Below are 17,635 nucleotides of genomic sequence, written 5' to 3' on the forward strand. Positions count from 1 at the left end.
TTGGGGTGATTAATGCCTTTATTTGCAAAAAACGCATCCTTTAATGGCAAAAAATCTACTAATCGTTGAGTCACCCGCAAAAGCAAAAACCATAGAAGGCTACCTTGGAAAAGACTTTATGGTTAAATCGAGTTACGGACATATTCGCGACCTGGTAAAAACTGACGACGCGATCGATGTTCTTAATAACTTTACCCAGAAATATGAAGTTCCCGCCGACAAGAAGGCGGTAGTAAGCGAACTGAAGAAACTAGCGAAAGAAGCAGACGTTGTTTGGCTTGCATCGGACGAGGACCGCGAGGGAGAAGCTATTTCATGGCATCTTTTTGAAACACTCGGACTGAAGGAGGATAAAACTAAACGGATAGTATTTCACGAGATCACCAAGCCGGCGATACTGAGGGCCATTGATAATCCGCGTAAAATAGACTACAATCTTGTTAACGCACAGCAGGCACGCCGTGTTCTCGACAGGCTGGTGGGCTTCGAGCTTTCTCCTGTATTATGGAAAAAAGTTAAACCTTCACTTTCAGCCGGGCGCGTTCAATCTGTAGCGGTGCGGCTGATCGTAGAGCGGGAACGAGAGATAAATAAATTTAAAACAACTGCTGCGTATAAAGTAGTAGCCATATTTTCTACCGGAAAACAAAAGGAGCTTTTCAGGGCAGATCTATCGGAGCGGTTTGATACCGAAGCAGAAGCGACAGAGTTTCTGCAGGCATGTAAGAATGCTGCATACAAAATAGAAAGTCTTGAAACACGCCCGGCAAAAAGAAGTCCGGCCCCTCCCTTTACTACCTCTACATTACAACAGGAAGCTAGCAGAAAGCTTGGCTTTTCGGTTTCCCGAACAATGACTGTTGCCCAAAAACTATACGAATCGGGAAAGATAACGTACATGCGTACTGATTCGGTTAATCTTTCGGAAACGGCTCTTGACGCTGCTTCAAACGAAATTAACAAAGCTTACGGCAATCAATATCACCAGTTACGGAAATTTAAGACAAAATCGGCAGGGGCGCAGGAAGCACACGAAGCGATCCGTCCTACTTATTTCGATCAGCACAGCATCGAGGGTGATAACTCTGAAAAACGACTGTATGAGCTTATCTGGAAAAGGGCTATTGCATCGCAGATGAGTGAAGCAAGGTTTGAAAAAACAACTGCAAAGATCGGGATTTCTACCCGCGCTGAACAGTTTATAGCAAACGGCGAGGTGATGAAATTCGATGGCTTTCTAAAGGTATATATCGAGTCGACCGACGAAGATCAGGATGTAAACCTGGATGATGAAAGCGGCAATGCTATCCTGCCGCCGTTAAGCAAAGGCCAGGATCTGAAGGCCCAGGAAATTACAGCTACGGAACGCTTTAGCCGGCCTCCCGCGAGATATACGGAAGCAAGTCTCGTTAAGAAACTTGAAGAGCTGGGCATAGGGCGTCCTTCCACTTACGCTCCTACTATTTCTACTGTACAGAACCGCGGATATGTTGTAAAAGAAGACAGGGAAGGGAAGTCGAGAACATATTGCGTTTTCAGTTTAAAGAACGGAGAGATAAATAAAGACACAAAGACTGAAATTACCGGAGCTGAAAAAGCGAAGCTCTTCCCTACCGACATCGGTGCCGTAGTGAACGATTTCCTGATTCAATATTTCAAAGGGATTGTGGATTACCATTTCACAGCCAATGTTGAAAAGGAATTTGATGAAATAGCGCACGGATTGAAAGAGTGGACTGAAATGCTGAAGTCATTTTATAGCCCCTTCCACCAGGAAGTAGAAAATACCATACAAACCGCTGAAAAAGCCAGAGGGGAACGCGATCTTGGCATTGATCCGGCAAGCGGGAAAAAGGTATCCGTCAGGATCGGAAGGTTTGGACCGTTCGTCCAGATTGGAGAGGCTGACGATGAGGAAAAACCGCGCTATGCAAGCCTTAGGAGCGGCCAGATGATCGAAACAATCAGCCTTGAAGATGCACTGGAACTTTTTAATCTGCCAAAAAAAGTCGGTGCCTTCGAAGATAAAGATATGACTGTGGCTATCGGCAGGTTCGGTCCTTATATCCGGCACAACAGTGCGTTTTATTCCCTGCCTAAGGATGTAGACCCGCATAGTGTCACAGAAGAACAAGCGATAGAAATTATAAAGAATAAGCGGATAAAGGATGCGGAGAAGCTTATTAAAACGTTTGATGAAGATCCTGCCGTTAAGGTTTTAAACGGTCGCTGGGGGCCTTATATTGAATACGGCAAACAGAACGTTAAAATCCCCAAAGGGAAGGAAGCAAAAGATCTTACATTCGAGGAAGTAAAGGCGCTGGCAGAAGCCGCCGAGAAAGAACCCAAGAAAAAAGGTGGAAGGTTTGCGAAAAAGAAGGGATAAATAGTATCGAGATATGAGTATCAAGATTTGAGACAGGAGATTTGAGAAAAATACTAATATCTAACAACCCAAGATATGAAAAAAGATCTGCCCGAAAATATTGTTGAAGATATAGCTATTGCTGTGGTTCTTGAAAGAGAGAGTCCCGAAGCAAAAGTTTGGAATGTCTATCTCGTTAATCTGAAGGCTGAACAGATTGATATGGTACTTGTGTCATCTAAGGGCTACGGACAAAAGGATGGCAAAGATGTAAAAACATCTATACTTCGCCATTCTATAGGCACCGTTGAAAGCGGCAGTTATGCCCTGATTGAAGCTATAGACGAACAGGTATTCGGCCTTACAAATGAATACTGGCTCAGCTATTATATAAAAGATCAGATATACGATAAAAAGTTCATCTTCCTTCCCGAAAGCATCGTTGAATCGAACATCATCAGGATACCCGTCGTTAATAAACCGGGAGTAATGATCAGGTAAAGAGCGCCTGAAATCTTTTTTTATGAATTTAAATCTTCTTAAATTCACAAAAATCTTTTATATGCCTTCCGAAAAATCTTTCACAAAGAAACAGATCACCGTTCTTCTTGCCTTCATTGCCGTGCTTTCCATTGCCGGCATTACCTACTGGAACTTAAAACGCTATAAAAAAAGCAATTATGTGGAGTACAGTAAATACATTGAGAGCTTTACCAGTGGAATCGTATCGCGCGAAAGTGCGATACGTATAAGACTGGCCAGTGATATTCAGAATACCTATTCGGCGGGAAAGCCGGCGGGAGACGACTTGATAGAAATTTCTCCGGACGTGAAGGGAAAGGTCTATTGGATTGATTCAAGAACATTGGAGTTTAAGCCGGATTCTGAGCTCGACCCAAATCAAAAATACGACGTAACGTTCCATCTTGATAAGGTAATGGAAGTGCCTGGCGAAATGGACGAATTTTCATTCGATTTTCAGACCATCAAGCCCGACTACGAAATAGAGTTTTCGGGACTTCGATCTGCCAGTAACAGTTCGCCCGATAAAATGAAACTTTCGGGAACGCTCATTATGTCGGATACAGAGGAGGACACAAAAGTGGAGCAGCTTCTTAAAGTGGAAAGTCCGTATAAGACAACAGTGACATGGCAGCATAATAATGAATCGAGAACTCACCAGTTTACTATCGACAATATAACCAGAGCCGAAAGAGCCCAGGCCATATCAATATTGTGGGACGGCAGCACCCTGGATATTGACAAAAGCGGAAAAAAGAAATTTGAAATTCCGGCTGTCGGCGATTTTAAAGTCCTGGATATTCGTGCCATTCAGGATAATGAGCAGTACGTTCTCGTACAGTTTTCAGACCCGCTGCGAATTGGACAGGAATTAAACGGACTTCTCGGGATCACCAATTCCGAAATGCCAGCCTACACCATCCAGGGAAGCGAGGTAAAGCTTTACCCGTCGGAACGACTTGAGGGGAACTATGGAGTATTTGTCAACGAAGGGATTGAAAATTTCTCAGGAAAGAAACTCCCCCGTTCTTTCAATGCCAATGTATTTTTCGAAAACCGGCTGCCCTCAGTGACCATCCCGGGAAAAGGTGTGATCCTCCCCCATTCGGGCAAACTGATGATGCCTTTCGAGGCTGTGAATCTGAAAGCTGTTGACGTAACCATCATTAAGATTTATGGAAATAACATTCCACAATACCTGCAGGAAAATTCACTTGACGGCGATGTCAACCTCCGCCAGGTAGCAAAACCGATAAAGCAGGTAAGCATCCGGCTTGATGACGACAAAAGTGTAAACCTTCACAAGAAGACACGCTTCATGCTGGATATCGACAAACTTTTAAGGACTGAGCCCGGCGCTATCTACAGAATTATGATCGGATTCAGGCCCTCCTATTCGGTATACTCGTGTAAAGGAAGTGGCGGAACATTAAGCGACGATGAGAATGAATTGGGTTACAAGGCGAATATCGATGAAGACGATGAGTTCTGGAGCCGGTACGACAACTATTATCCCTATGGATACAACTGGGACGAGCGGGAAGATCCGTGCAGCAATTCATATTATAATCGCGACCGATGGGCTTCACGAAGTGTCTTGGCATCGAACATCGGCCTTATCGCTAAGAACGGAAGCAATAACAACCTTACTGTCGCAGTTACCGATATTCTGAGTGCGGAGCCTAAAGGTGGTGTTACATTGCAGTTCCTCGACTACCAGCAGCAGATCATAGGCGAAGCAAAGTCGGGTAGCGACGGCATCGTTACAATTGCTCTTAAACGTAAACCCTATCTGCTTGTGGCAAAGAACGGTGATGAAAGAGCCTACTTAAAGCTGGATGATGGAAGTTCGCTACCACTAAGCCGCTTCAACACGGGAGGCGAACAAATTCAAAAGGGACTAAAGGGATTCATATATGGAGAAAGAGGTGTATGGAGGCCAGGCGATTCGTTGAATATTACTTTTATACTCGACGACAGGGAGAACAAACTTCCAGTTGGGCATCCCGTGAGTTTCGAGCTTTATACACCGCAGGGTCAGCTCTATAAACGTCTGATCAGGAACAAAGGTCTTAATGGATTTTATGCTTTTAAAACAGCTACAGAACAGGGCTCACCAACCGGTAACTGGCAGGCCAAAATAAAAGCAGGGGGTGCGGTATTTGAAAAGAGGATCCGAATAGAGACGATTATGCCCAACCGGCTGAAAATCGATCTGTCATTCGGAGGGAAAAAGATACTTCGGAAAGATGAAGGGCTCGCCGCAACCCTGAGATCAGAGTGGTTGTTCGGCGGCGCCGCCAGAAATCTGAAAGCACGTGTCGATGCCTTTGTGAGTGCTGATAAAACCTCTTTCCCGAAACTCGAAGATTTCTCCTTTGATGACCCATCGCGGCCTTTCAATTCGCAACTTCAAAATATTTATGACGGGAACCTGAACGAAAAAGGATTGGCGGCGTTCAATCCCAATATCAGTACGGAACAAGCATCGCCTGGCATGCTGGACCTTAACTTTATGGTCAAAGTGTTTGAGCCGGGCGGCAATTTCAGCATCAGCCAGGTGTCGCTGCCATACAGTCCTTATCCATCCTATGTAGGGATAAGGGTCCCGAAAGGGCAAGGTTTTTCAGGAATGCTTGTTACCGGCAAGGATCATCCTTTGGACATTGTCTCCGTAGATCCATCGGGGAATTCCGTGCAGGGAATCCGCGATGTTGAAGTGGAACTGTACAAAATACAATGGCGCTGGTGGTGGGATGAAGACGAAAATTCTGTTAGTAATTTCACACAAGATCAATATAACAAGCTTATAAGCACCTCAACAATCCGCCTGGTAAATGGAAAAGGTAAATGGAACTTCCGTGTGAATGAACCCGACTGGGGCCGTTTCCTTATCCGGGTAAGAGATCCGAAAACCGGGCATGCTACTGGAAAGATCGTATATGCCGACTGGCCAAACTGGTCGGAACGTCTGCAAAACGAAAATCCTACCGAGGCCGCAATGCTGTCGTTTACATCTGACAAAGAGAAATACCGTGTGGGCGAAGATGTGGTTTTAACCATTCCCACAGCAAACAATGGCCGGGCTCTGGTGAGTATTGAAAACGGAAGTAAGGTAATTAAAACTTGGTGGATCGATACTAAGAAAGGCCAGACTCAATACAGGTTTAAGGCTGAGAAAGAAATGACGCCCAATGTCTTTGTAAACATTACCATGCTACAGCCGCATTCTCAGACAGTGAACGACCTGCCTATCCGCATGTATGGTGTTATTCCCCTGGAAATTGAAGATCCTTCGACGCAGCTAAAACCGCTGATCGCTATGCCCGAAATCATCCGGCCTGAAACACGTTCATCCATCAGCATATCCGAAGCGGCAGGTAAACCGATGACCTATACAGTCGCACTTGTAGACGAAGGTCTTCTTGACATTACAGGATTTAAGACGCCCGATCCCCATGCTGCCTTTTACGCCCGTGAGGGTCTTGGTGTAAAGACATGGGATCTGTTCGATTATGTGATAGGCGCCTACGGCGGCGAACTGCAGAGGATACTCAGCATCGGCGGCGACCGCCAGTCGGGTAAAGCAAACAAGAATCCTATGGCCAACCGCTTTAAGCCCGTTGTTAAATTTCTTGGGCCATTCAGGCTTAAAAGCGGGGAAAAGCAAACCCATCATTTTACGCTTCCTCAATATATTGGCTCGGTAAAAGCAATGGTGATTGCCGGAGAAGAAGGCGCTTACGGGTTTGCTGAAAAGACAGTAAAGGTGAAGAAACCTTTAATGGTACTTGCAAGCCTGCCCCGGGTACTTGCCCCCGGCGAACAGATCAAGCTTCCTGTAACCGTTTTTGCGCTTGAAAATTCTGTAAAGAACGTTACTGTTCAGCTGCAATCTAATGCTTTCGCCCCTGTTAAAGCAACGAAAACAATACACTTCGCGAGGCCGGGCGAACAAATGGTATACTTTGATATAAACACAGGAAATTTTGAGGGTATTGGAAAAGTAAAGATAACTGCCCGCAGCGGAAGGGAAACATCGGCTTATGATGTAGAACTTGATGTAAGGAATCCGAATCCCCTGATAACGAAAGTCACAGAGAAAATCCTCGACGCAGGAGCATCCTGGAATACGTCCTTTAATACATTTGGAACTGCCGGAACAAACAGCGCATCACTTGAAGTGTCGTCCATCCCTCCTGTTAATCTTCAGCAGCGGCTGGGTTATCTTATCCGCTACCCGCATGGATGTGTGGAACAGGTAACCTCTTCGGTATTTCCTCAATTATACCTTTCCAGTCTTACAGATCTTTCATCTGTGAGAAAGGCGGAGGTATCCCGTAATATTAAGGCAGGGATTTTACGATTGGCTGGATTCCAGCTGCCAGATGGTGGCATGTCTTACTGGCCAGGTTCGGGAACCGCAGATGAATGGAGCACAAGCTACTCCGGTCATTTTATGATCGAAGCAGAAACGGCGGGCTATACACTTCCGCCAGCTTTCCTTCCGCAGTGGAAAAAGTTCCAGAGGTCTAAAGCTGTATCCTGGGCGCCTTCAACAACCGACTTCTATGGCGGCGATTTGCTGCAGGCTTATCGTCTTTATCTGCTTGCCCTGGCCCGTTCACCCGAGCTCGGCGCCATGAACCGGCTGCGTGAATTCAAATACATTTCACCAGCAGCTAAATGGCGATTAGCTGCGGCATACCGGATCGCCGGACAACCCGAAATCGCTGCTTCTCTTATAAAAGGGTTGCCCCTATCGATAAAGCCTTACCGGCAGTCATACGGCACCTTCGGGTCAGATCTCAGAGATGAAGCCATGATCCTGGAAACGCTTACGTTAATGAACATGAAACGGCAGTCGGCTGCTCTGGTACGTTCTATTGCGGCCCGGCTTTCGCAGCAAAGCTGGTACAGCACTCAATCAACTGCGTATGCATTGATTGCTGTTTCTAAGTATTGCGGCAACAATACTTCCGGGTCAAAACTTCAGTTTGCTTATGGACTAAATAACAGCAAAGGAAACGTGGATACGAAGTCGTTCCTCTGGCAGCAGCCGGCTGTGTTGAACACTTCAAAAAACAACGTAGCGATACGAAACAAGGGAAGAAACCGGCTTTTTGTACGCCTGATTACACAGGGAAAACCAGGCATAGGTCAGGAAACACCTTCCGAAAACAATCCCGACGTGTTAACGATGCGGGTTAGCTATTTCAGCCTTAACGGAAAACTGACTGACCCCTCAAAACTGAAGCAAGGCACAGACTTCGTAGCGCAGGTAAATATTTATAATCCCGGTAAACGCGGAAAATATACAAATATGGCTTTAACCCAGATCTTTCCTTCTGGCTGGGAAATCATCAATACCCGGCTGATGGATCAGGAAAGCATTTTCAGCTCATCACCCGCCGACTACCGGGATATCCGCGACGACAGAGTGAATACTTATTTCAGCATTGAAGAGGGAAAGGAGCTTACTTATTTTGTATTGCTGAATGCTTCGTATCCTGGCAGGTACTATCTTGCCCCCGTTTATTGCGAAGCGATGTACGACGGCAGCATTAACGCTTCAGTAAAGGGACAATGGGTAGAGGTTTTGCCGGAAAATTAACCCTGAGAAATAAGATCATGGCAGGGTTATCTGTATCCTGCCTCATTGCCTTTTGGCTTTGCCTTCCTGATCCACTGTTCACCCGTCCGGTTTCATTTGTTATTGAAGATAATAAAGGCGAGTTACTGGGAGCTTCGATTGCTGAAGACGGTCAATGGAGGTTTCCCCTGGCCGATTCAGTGCCTGATAAATTTAAAAAATGTATTACAGCGTTCGAAGATAAGCGCTTCAATATACATCCGGGGGTTGACCTGCTTTCCCTGGCAAGGGCAATACGACAAAACATAGCTGCAGGCAGGGTTGTGAGTGGTGGAAGTACTATCACGATGCAGGTGATCAGACTGGCGACAGGCTCAAAGCGAACAGTAGCCAATAAGATTCTCGAAAGCATCAGGGCAGTGCGGTTGGAAATGGCCTTCTCAAAGTCTGAAATTCTCGCGCTCTACGCTTCGAATGCACCGTTTGGGAGCAACGTAGTTGGACTGGAGGCCGCTTCATGGAGATATTTCGGGCGCGGCGCTGATCAGCTTTCCTGGGGCGAAACAGCCGCACTGGCAGTGTTGCCAAACGCGCCATCGCTTGTTCACCCCGGCAGAAACAGGAAGGTATTGCTTCAGAAGAGGAACCGGCTTATCAGCATACTCCGGCAGAAAGGCATTATAAACAGTACAGAAGAGAAACTGGCAAAGCTCGAGCCTGTGCCACAAAAGCCGATACCTCTTCCCCAGCTTGCGCCGCACCTGCTCGCCTTAGCGAAAAAAGATTACCACGCTGGAAAGCTGAACAGCAGCAGGATAAAGACCAGCGTTTCATTGCAGCTTCAGCAGCAGGTTGACGGCGTTCTCAACAATCATCACGAAAGATTGCTTGCCAACGGAGTAAATAACTTAGCTGCCCTGATCCTCGATATAGAAACAGGTAACGTACTGGCATACAATGGCAACATTTTCAGGCCGGAAAATAAAGAGATCGAAAGTCATGTCGATATTATTCAGGCAAGACGAAGTCCGGGCAGCATCCTTAAGCCTCTTTTATACGCTTCTATGCTTAGTGAAGGAATGCTGCTCCCAAACAGCCTTGTGCCGGACATCCCAACTCAGATTGCCGGATATCAGCCTAACAATTACGACCTCGGGTACGATGGAGCCGTGCCGGCGTCGAAAGCCCTGGCAAGGTCGCTCAATGTACCGGCGGTCAGGATGTTACGTCAATACAAGTACGAGCGATTCCACGACATTCTTAAAAAGCTGGGCATCACTACACTGAATCAGCCGCCAGACTTCTATGGTCTTTCGCTGATCCTCGGCGGAGGTGAGGTAAGCATGTGGGACATTGCCGGAGTGTACGCTGGGATGGCCCGCACGCTCATTCTCGGCTCCCAGGAAAGATCGCACCGGGCGATGTGGCATGCACCTCGCTACATCGCTGATACCCAGGACAAAGATCACATATCAAATGAGAGTGCCATGCTTCTGGACCGGGGAGCGATATGGAACACCTTCGAAGCCATGAATGAAGTAATGAGGCCGGGCGAAGAACAGTTATGGCAGCAGTTTGACTCATCTCAAAAGATAGCATGGAAGACAGGGACGAGTTTTGGATTCAGGGATGCCTGGGCTATTGGACTAAGCACAAAGTATGTGGTGGCTGTGTGGGCCGGCAACGCTGATGGAGAGGGTCGGCCAGGGCTTACAGGAATAGATGCCGCAGCACCTGTGTTATTTGACATTTTCCGCCTCCTTTCGTCATCAGCCGGCAAATGGTTTACTATGCCTGCTGCAGATATGGTTAAAATAGACGCATGCGCCGAAAGCGGGTTCAGGGCATCCGAACTATGTGTGCATAAGCAGGCTGAGTTTGTTCCCAAAGCAGGGCTCAAAGCGCCGGTTTGTCCCTATCATCGTTTGATACATCTGGATAAAAGTGAAAAATGGCAGGTTACAGACGACTGTATCCAGCCGTCGGATATGGTTCACAAAGCATGGTTTGTTCTCCCCCCCGCCATGGAGTATTATTATCAAAACAAAGATTTCCGGTATAAGCCCTTGCCGCCTTTCCGGCCGGGTTGTGTAGGCTCCGATGCTTCAGCCTCTTCTCCTATGGAAATGATATATCCAAAGGACAATGCGCGGATCTATGTTCCGTACGAATTAAGCGGAGCCAGAGGGCAGGTAATCTTTAACGCGGCTCACAGAAAGGCCGGTGAAACCATCTACTGGCATCTTGACGACGAGTACATCGGATCTACCAGCAACCTTCATCAGCTGGCTCTTACCCCTGCAGCAGGGAGACATACTATCACGCTTATTGATATGGAAGGAAACCGCCTTGAACAAACATTCACGATTCTTGATAAGGAAAAGAATTAAAATGTAAGTTTGCATTGTTATGCTTGAACAAACCGATCTTCAACAAGTGCTGGTGCTCGACATAGAAACAGTACCGCAATACGCTTCCTTTGATCTGGTTCCACCAGTGTTCAGGGAGCTTTGGGAGAAAAAGACATTGCCACAGCGTAAAGAAGGTGAAACGCCCGAAGAGTTTTATCCCAAAGCAGGGATCATGGCTGAGTTCGGGAAGATAGTGTGTATCTCGGTGGGCATCTTTACCCGCCAGGGCGACCAAATGGGCCTGCGTGTAAAATCATTTGCCGGTGACGATGAATGTGCCCTTCTGTCGGGTTTCATTTCGCTGCTCGACAAGCAACCACCATCTTTAAGCCTGTGTGCCCATAATGGCAAGGAGTTCGACTTTCCCTATCTCTGCCGCCGTACGCTTATAAACGAGCTGTGTATTCCTGCACAATTACGCATAAGAGGCAAAAAACCCTGGGAGATAAATCATCTCGACACCATGGAGCTATGGAAGTTCGGTGACTATAAAAACTATACCTCTTTAAATCTGCTGGCCGCTGTTTTTAATATCCCCACTCCAAAAGATGATATTAATGGCAGTGACGTTTACCGGGTTTACTGGGAGGAACACAATATTGAACGCATTAAAACTTACTGTCAAAAGGACGTTATCACTACAGCACAGCTTCTTATGAGGTTCAAACAGCTACCCCTGATAGCCGATGAGAATATAGCAATCGTGTGAAAGTTTATAACTTTCTCAGAGCTTTGCTTGTTATAGTCCTATATTAGAGCAATTTCAAATACATGGCAAAAAAAAAATCAAGTCATATACTCACCGTTTTCAACCAGCTCTTAAGCGACATCTTTGAGCGAAACGGAAATAAGCCGCTTAATTACAAGCAAGTAGCTGCGAAACTAAACCTTAATGATCCTGAATCGAGAGATACCATCATGGAGCTCTTAAAGGATGAGAGCAAAAAGGGCCTGTTCAGGGAAGTGGATCGCGGAAAGTTTCAGCTCAAAGAGCAGAAGACCCTGGTAACAGGAATTGTATCCATGACCAGCGATGGTTCTGCCTTCATAATACCCGAGGACGAATTTGAGGAAGATATCTATGTAGCGCCGCGAAAACTGCGCACAGCACTCAATGGAGACAAGGTAAAGATTTATGTCTTTGCAAAAAGTAAAGGCAAACGAAAGGAAGGCGAGGTAATCGAAATTATTCAGCGCGCCAAGATGGACTTTACCGGTATCCTCAAGGTGTCGGAGCGTTTTGCCTTCTTTATCCCTGACGATAGGAAAATGCTTCACGATATTTTCATACCACTGGGAGAACTAAACGGGGCAAAACATGGAGAAAAAGCGATAGCCAGGATCACCGACTGGCCTGAGGGGGCCAAAAACCCTATAGGCTCAATAACACGGGTTTTGGGGATTCAGGGAGAGAATAACACAGAAATGAATGCTATTCTCGCTGAATATGGCTTTCCCCTCCAGTTTCCCGATGAAGTTGAAAACGAAGCCAATTCTATTCCCGAGAACATTTCGAATGAGGAGATTGCGAAAAGACGCGACTTTAGGGAAGTGCTTACTTTCACAATCGACCCTGCTGATGCGAAAGACTTTGATGATGCTATTTCTTTCAGGCGGCTGGAAAATGGCAACTATGAAGTAGGGGTTCATATCGCCGACGTTACGCACTACGTAAAGCCGGATACGGCACTGGATAAAGAAGCGTTCGACCGCGGAACATCAGTATATCTCGTAGACCGCGTGATCCCTATGTTGCCCGAAAGGCTTTCAAACGGAGTTTGTTCGCTGCGCCCGAAGGAGGATAAGCTTTGTTTTGCGGCGGTCTTTGAACTTGATAAAGATGCAAACGTAATAAATCAATGGTTCGGAAAAACAGTGATTCATTCCGACAGACGGTTTTCGTATGAAGAAGCTCAGGAGGTAATTGAAGGAAATTCAGAAGATCTGAAAGAAGAAATACACATTCTTAACGATCTGGCCTATAAGCTTCGTGACCGGAAATTCAAGCATGGCGCAATTAGCTTTGAGTCTACTGAAGTGAAGTTTAAGCTTGATGAACAAAGCAGGCCAATAGGTGTATATGTTAAGGAACGCAAAGATGCACATAAGCTGATCGAAGATTTCATGCTGCTGGCTAACCGCAAAGTAGCTGAGTTTATAGCCAAAAAAGGCCGCGGCAAGAAACGGTTAACTTTCGTTTATCGTGCCCATGATGCTCCAAACGAACAGACTTTAGCTAGCTTCGCCCAGTTTGCAGCACGATTTGGATACAAGATCAACACAAAATCAGATAAGGAAATAGCACGGTCGCTCAACACCCTTATGGAAGATGTTGAAGGCAAGAAGGAACAGAACGTACTGACGCAACTGGCTATCCGGTCGATGGCTAAAGCCATTTATACTACTAAAAAATCAAGTCATTACGGACTGGCTTTCGATTTTTACACCCACTTTACCTCCCCTATCCGCCGTTATCCTGATATGATGGTACACCGTCTTTTAGAACATTATCTCAACGAAGGGCAATCTGTGAATGAAGAGGCTTATGAAAAGATGTGTTTACATACTTCGCAGATGGAAAAGAAGGCTGCGGATGCGGAACGGGCTTCTGTTAAATACAAACAGGCTGAATATCTTGAAAATAACATTGGAAGAGAGTACACCGGTATAATATCGGGAGTAACAGAGTGGGGTATGTATGTCGAAATAATAGAAAATAAATGTGAGGGCATGATTCGTCTCCGCGATATCACCGACGACTTCTATGTGCTTGATGAAAAGAACTATTGTATCATCGGACAGCGCAAAAAGAAAAAATACCAGCTTGGAGATGAGGTAACAATTATGGTCAAAAAAGTAGATCTTTCTAAACGCCAGATCGACTTTACTTTGCTGCACCGGAAAGCTGGAGAGGAATCATCATTTTAAGTTTTAATGGCACTTATAGATGCTTATGTATTCAATTGATCAATTACAGGATTTAATAAACAAACAGATAGCTGAAAAGCAATATCCGGATACCCCGTCGGAATTGTACGAACCGATCCAGTATATTATGTCGCTGGGCGGTAAACGAATGCGTCCGGCCCTTGTTCTGATGGCCTGCGACTTGTTTGGTGGAAGCGTTATGAAGGCGCTCGATCCCGCTGTCGGAATCGAGATATTTCATAATTTCACTTTGGTACACGATGATATCATGGATAAAGCCCCTTTACGCCGGGGGAAACAAACAGTTCACGTTAAGTGGAATGAGAATGTTGCCATACTAGCGGGCGATGTTATGCTGGTGGAGGCTTACAAACTGCTAACCCGGGTGGATGACAATATTTTAAGGAGTGCCCTGGATGTTTTCAGTACCACGGCTGCCGGGGTTTGTGAAGGTCAGCAAATCGACATGAACTTTGAACTATCAAACGGCGTAGATATATCAGGGTATCTTGAAATGATCCGCCTGAAGACCGCCGTGTTACTTGGCGGAAGCTTAAAAATAGGGGCTTTGATAGGAAATGCGCCGGAAGAGTACGCTGATTATCTTTATAAATTTGGAGAGAACCTTGGAATTGCATTCCAGCTTCAGGACGACATCCTTGATGTTTACGGCGATCCCGAAAAGTTCGGCAAACAGGTTGGGGGAGATATTCTCTCCAATAAAAAGACTTTCCTTCTTGTTAAAGCGCTTGAAATTGCTGAGGGGATTGATAAAGAAGAGCTTAATTACTGGCTGAGTTCAGAAAGCGCAGAAGCGGAAACAAAAGTGCAGTCTGTAACACAAATCTATAACAGGCTTGGGGTACGGCAGCTGGCAGAACATCAAATGAGCCAGTTTGCTGAAAAAGCACTCTCGGCCCTGGCAAAGATTGACATTCCTTCTGAAAGGAAAGATACGTTGAGAAGTTTTGCGGAGCGGCTGCTGATCAGAGAAAATTGAGAGCTATCTTCTGCTAACAAGCGTTGGGCGTTGTTAGCAGAAACCGTCATAACCAGAAAAAGCCGGAACGTGAGATCCGGCTTTTCTATTTATGCTATATTGTAGCTTATTCTGTAACGGGAGCAACTTCAGGAGCTGCAACCGGAAGAACAGAAACATATGACTTGTTATCTGCTTTCTTTTTGAAGACAACTTTTCCGTCAACCAATGCAAATAAAGTATGATCTTTACCAAGACCTACATTCTTATCGGGGTGGTGCTTAGTACCACGCTGACGAACGATGATATTTCCTGCAATAGCATCCTGACCACCAAAAATTTTGATACCTAGACGTTTGCTATGCGATTCGCGACCATTCCTGGAACTACCAACACCTTTCTTATGTGCCATGCTTTTTTATCTTTTTGAACTGAAAATCAATTCAGGTTAATACTCTTTCTTTTTACCTTCAGGATCTTATAAAGATATCCCGGTAATTTCAATTTTAGTGAACTGCTGACGGTGACCGTTTTTCTTCTTGTAACCTTTACGGCGTTTCTTCTTGAAAACAATCACTTTATCACCCTTTAAATGAGACACGATCTTAGCTGAAACTTTAGCTCCGTTCAATGCACCAGCACCTACTTTGATATCACTTCCGTCTGCAGCTAACAACACATTGTCAAATTCAATACTAGCGCCTTCATCTCCCTGTAAGCGATGTACAAAGATCTGCTGGTCTTTTGCAACTTTGAATTGCTGTCCGGCTATATTTACTATTGCGTACATTGTTAGTTATTATGTTTTTTTAAATGAGGTGCAAATATAGGAAAGTGTTTTGAAAGAAGCAAGCGCATTTGGAGAAGTTGAGAGTTAAGAGTAGAGAGTTAAAAGTACAAAGTTGAAAGTAGAGAGAGAAGAGTGGAGTGTGGAGAGTTAAAAGTACAAAGTTGAAAATAGAGAGAGAAGAGTGGAGAGTGGAGAGTTAAAAGTACAAAGTTGAAAATTTAAAGCCTAAGGTTAAAGCCAAAAGAAGCTTCTTTCAATGATGATAAACAGTTTTCAAAATTTCAACGCTTAACTTTGGGTACACGCAACCCGCAAAGTCCAACTTTCAACACGCAACCCACAACTTTCAACTTTCAACTTTCAACCTGATCGCTGCCGCCCAGCAGATGGATCAGCAACGTAAGACCGCTTACAACAAGCCCCACTCCTACCACCCCGTCCCATTTCCAGAGATGCCAGGCCTGACCGGCAACAAACGTCCCTGTAGCACCACCAATAAAATAAGAAACCATGTATACCGTGTTAAGCCGGTTCCTCGCTGCAGGATGAAGAGCGAAAATAATGGTCTGATTAGCAATATGAGTCGATTGCAGGCCAAGGTCTAAAAGTATCACTCCTATTATTAAACCAGCCATGCTTTGTGCAGAAAAACCAAAGACAATCCATGCAACAAGCATCATTGAGGTTGTGATGGTTATCAATCTTCGCTTGTTCATCCTGTCACTGATCCGGCCAACCACAGAAGCAGCAAGAGCCCCTCCTGCTCCAATAAGGCCGAATGCGCCAGCAACATCACTCCCTGCGTTAAAAGGCGGTTCCTGAAGCAGGAAAACAAGAGTGGTCCAGAACGCTCCGAATCCTGCGAATCCCAATCCTCCTCTGATTGAAGCAAGACGGAGAGAAGGTTCTGTTTTTATATATTTAACAAGCGACATCATCAGTTCTTTATAAGAACCTTTGTAATCGGGATGCACTTCCGGCAACAGCCATAACAAAGCAATCCATAAGACCACCATTACCCCGGCAGCAATAAAGAACATAGCCCGCCATCCAAAGTACTCCCCTACAATGCCACTTAAAGTACGAGAGCAAAGAATACCTATCAGCAAGCCGCTCATTACTGTGCCAATGGCCTTGCCCCTGTCTTCTGGCTTAGCAAGATGTGCGGCCATCGGAACAAACAACTGCGGAATAACAGATGTAAGACCAATTAGAAAACTGGCAACCATCAATATATGGATATTCGGCGCCATGGCGGCCATCAGCAAGGAAAAAAGGATCAGGACAAAGTCGGTAAGAATAAGCCGTTTTCTCCTTACCATATCACCTAACGGAATAATAAATAAGAGTCCCACTGCATATCCCACTTGGGTAAGCACAGCAACTGAGGAAGCTTTGGCCTCTGAAATATGGAATGAATCTGCAATTTTCCCTAAAAGAGGTTGGTTGTAATAGTTATTTGCTACAACTAAACCCGAACCGGCTGCCATAAGCCATAGGTTTGCCTTTGTTAACTGTGGCCCCGGGTCCTTTAATTTCACATCCTGCATCGTCATCTAACCTTTATACTGCTGCAAAAATAATTCATTCTCATATTCGGCCAGCGCTATTTTGTTTTTGCAATCGATAATCGGGTTATTGTTGATTCCAACCACTACACACTGTTGGATATTTCAACAATATTTTTTGAGGCGCCTTGTTCTAAAACCAAATAAAACATTGAAAAACAACTACTTAACACAAATACACATTCCTGGCATCATTATTCTTTATGTCTAGTCATCGTTAACAAATTAAAATACAGAGTCATGAAGAAATTAATGTTTTCAGCAGCAATATTAGCTTTCGCAGGGGTAACAGCATTCAGTTCGGTAAGTCATCCGGTAAACGCGACGAAAGCAGCGTTTGTTTTACAAGATACGACAGACACAACAAGTACGCCAGCCGATACAACAACTACTGATACTACGAGTACTCCAGCAGATACAACGAAAGCAAACTAAAGACACATCTACCTGTGAAAAACAGGAATGCTTATCCTTAAATT

General features: G+C 45.3%; 11 protein-coding genes. 8 read left to right on the forward strand and 3 right to left on the reverse strand.

Annotated elements, in window-relative coordinates:
- The first annotated feature begins 43 nt into the window (after positions 1-43).
- The 7 genes from topA (at position 44) to BDE36_RS16145 (ending at position 14,819) form a co-directional block, all read left to right on the forward strand.
- A complete protein-coding gene (gene topA / locus BDE36_RS16115) occupies positions 44-2,386 on the forward strand; it encodes a type I DNA topoisomerase (RefSeq protein WP_141815679.1) in 2,343 nt (780 codons plus the stop codon).
- Positions 2,387-2,461: 75 nt separating this feature from the next.
- Positions 2,462-2,866 carry a hypothetical protein gene (locus BDE36_RS16120; protein WP_141815680.1) on the forward strand — a complete coding sequence of 135 codons (405 nt, stop codon included), beginning with the start codon at positions 2,462-2,464 and terminating at the stop codon, positions 2,864-2,866.
- A gap of 61 nt (positions 2,867-2,927) precedes the next feature.
- On the forward strand, positions 2,928-8,501 hold the full coding sequence (locus BDE36_RS16125; protein ID WP_141815681.1) for an Ig-like domain-containing alpha-2-macroglobulin family protein: 5,574 nt from the start codon (positions 2,928-2,930) through the stop codon (positions 8,499-8,501).
- 17 nt (positions 8,502-8,518) lie between these two features.
- Positions 8,519-10,870 carry a penicillin-binding protein 1C gene (pbpC, locus tag BDE36_RS16130; RefSeq protein ID WP_202618193.1) on the forward strand — a complete coding sequence of 784 codons (2,352 nt, stop codon included), beginning with the start codon at positions 8,519-8,521 and terminating at the stop codon, positions 10,868-10,870.
- Positions 10,871-10,889: 19 nt separating this feature from the next.
- Complete coding sequence (locus BDE36_RS16135) at positions 10,890-11,600, forward strand: 3'-5' exonuclease (protein WP_141815683.1); 711 nt, start codon at positions 10,890-10,892, stop codon at positions 11,598-11,600.
- A gap of 62 nt (positions 11,601-11,662) precedes the next feature.
- Positions 11,663-13,819 carry a ribonuclease R gene (gene rnr, locus BDE36_RS16140; protein ID WP_141815684.1) on the forward strand — a complete coding sequence of 719 codons (2,157 nt, stop codon included), beginning with the start codon at positions 11,663-11,665 and terminating at the stop codon, positions 13,817-13,819.
- Between the two features lie 25 nt (positions 13,820-13,844).
- Positions 13,845-14,819: a polyprenyl synthetase family protein gene (locus BDE36_RS16145; RefSeq protein WP_141815685.1), complete on the forward strand. Its 975-nt coding sequence runs from the start codon at positions 13,845-13,847 to the stop codon at positions 14,817-14,819.
- Positions 14,820-14,925: 106 nt separating this feature from the next.
- Here the strand turns inward: BDE36_RS16145 and rpmA are convergent, their stop codons facing one another.
- From rpmA to BDE36_RS16160, 3 genes are all read right to left on the reverse strand, one after another.
- Positions 14,926-15,210 carry a 50S ribosomal protein L27 gene (gene rpmA / locus BDE36_RS16150; RefSeq protein WP_128771393.1) on the reverse strand — a complete coding sequence of 95 codons (285 nt, stop codon included), beginning with the start codon at positions 15,208-15,210 and terminating at the stop codon, positions 14,926-14,928.
- Positions 15,211-15,276: 66 nt separating this feature from the next.
- Positions 15,277-15,588: a 50S ribosomal protein L21 gene (rplU, locus tag BDE36_RS16155; protein WP_128771394.1), complete on the reverse strand. Its 312-nt coding sequence runs from the start codon at positions 15,586-15,588 to the stop codon at positions 15,277-15,279.
- A 353-nt stretch (positions 15,589-15,941) separates the two neighbouring features.
- On the reverse strand, positions 15,942-17,138 hold the full coding sequence (locus BDE36_RS16160) for an MFS transporter (RefSeq protein WP_202618192.1): 1,197 nt from the start codon (positions 17,136-17,138) through the stop codon (positions 15,942-15,944).
- 258 nt (positions 17,139-17,396) lie between these two features.
- Between BDE36_RS16160 and BDE36_RS16165 the strand changes: the two genes are divergently transcribed.
- Complete coding sequence (locus tag BDE36_RS16165) at positions 17,397-17,591, forward strand: entericidin (protein ID WP_141815686.1); 195 nt, start codon at positions 17,397-17,399, stop codon at positions 17,589-17,591.
- Positions 17,592-17,635 lie beyond the last annotated feature (44 nt).

The sequence above is a fragment of the Arcticibacter tournemirensis genome (assembly GCF_006716645.1).
Classification (GTDB): Bacteria; Bacteroidota; Bacteroidia; order Sphingobacteriales; family Sphingobacteriaceae; genus Arcticibacter; species Arcticibacter tournemirensis.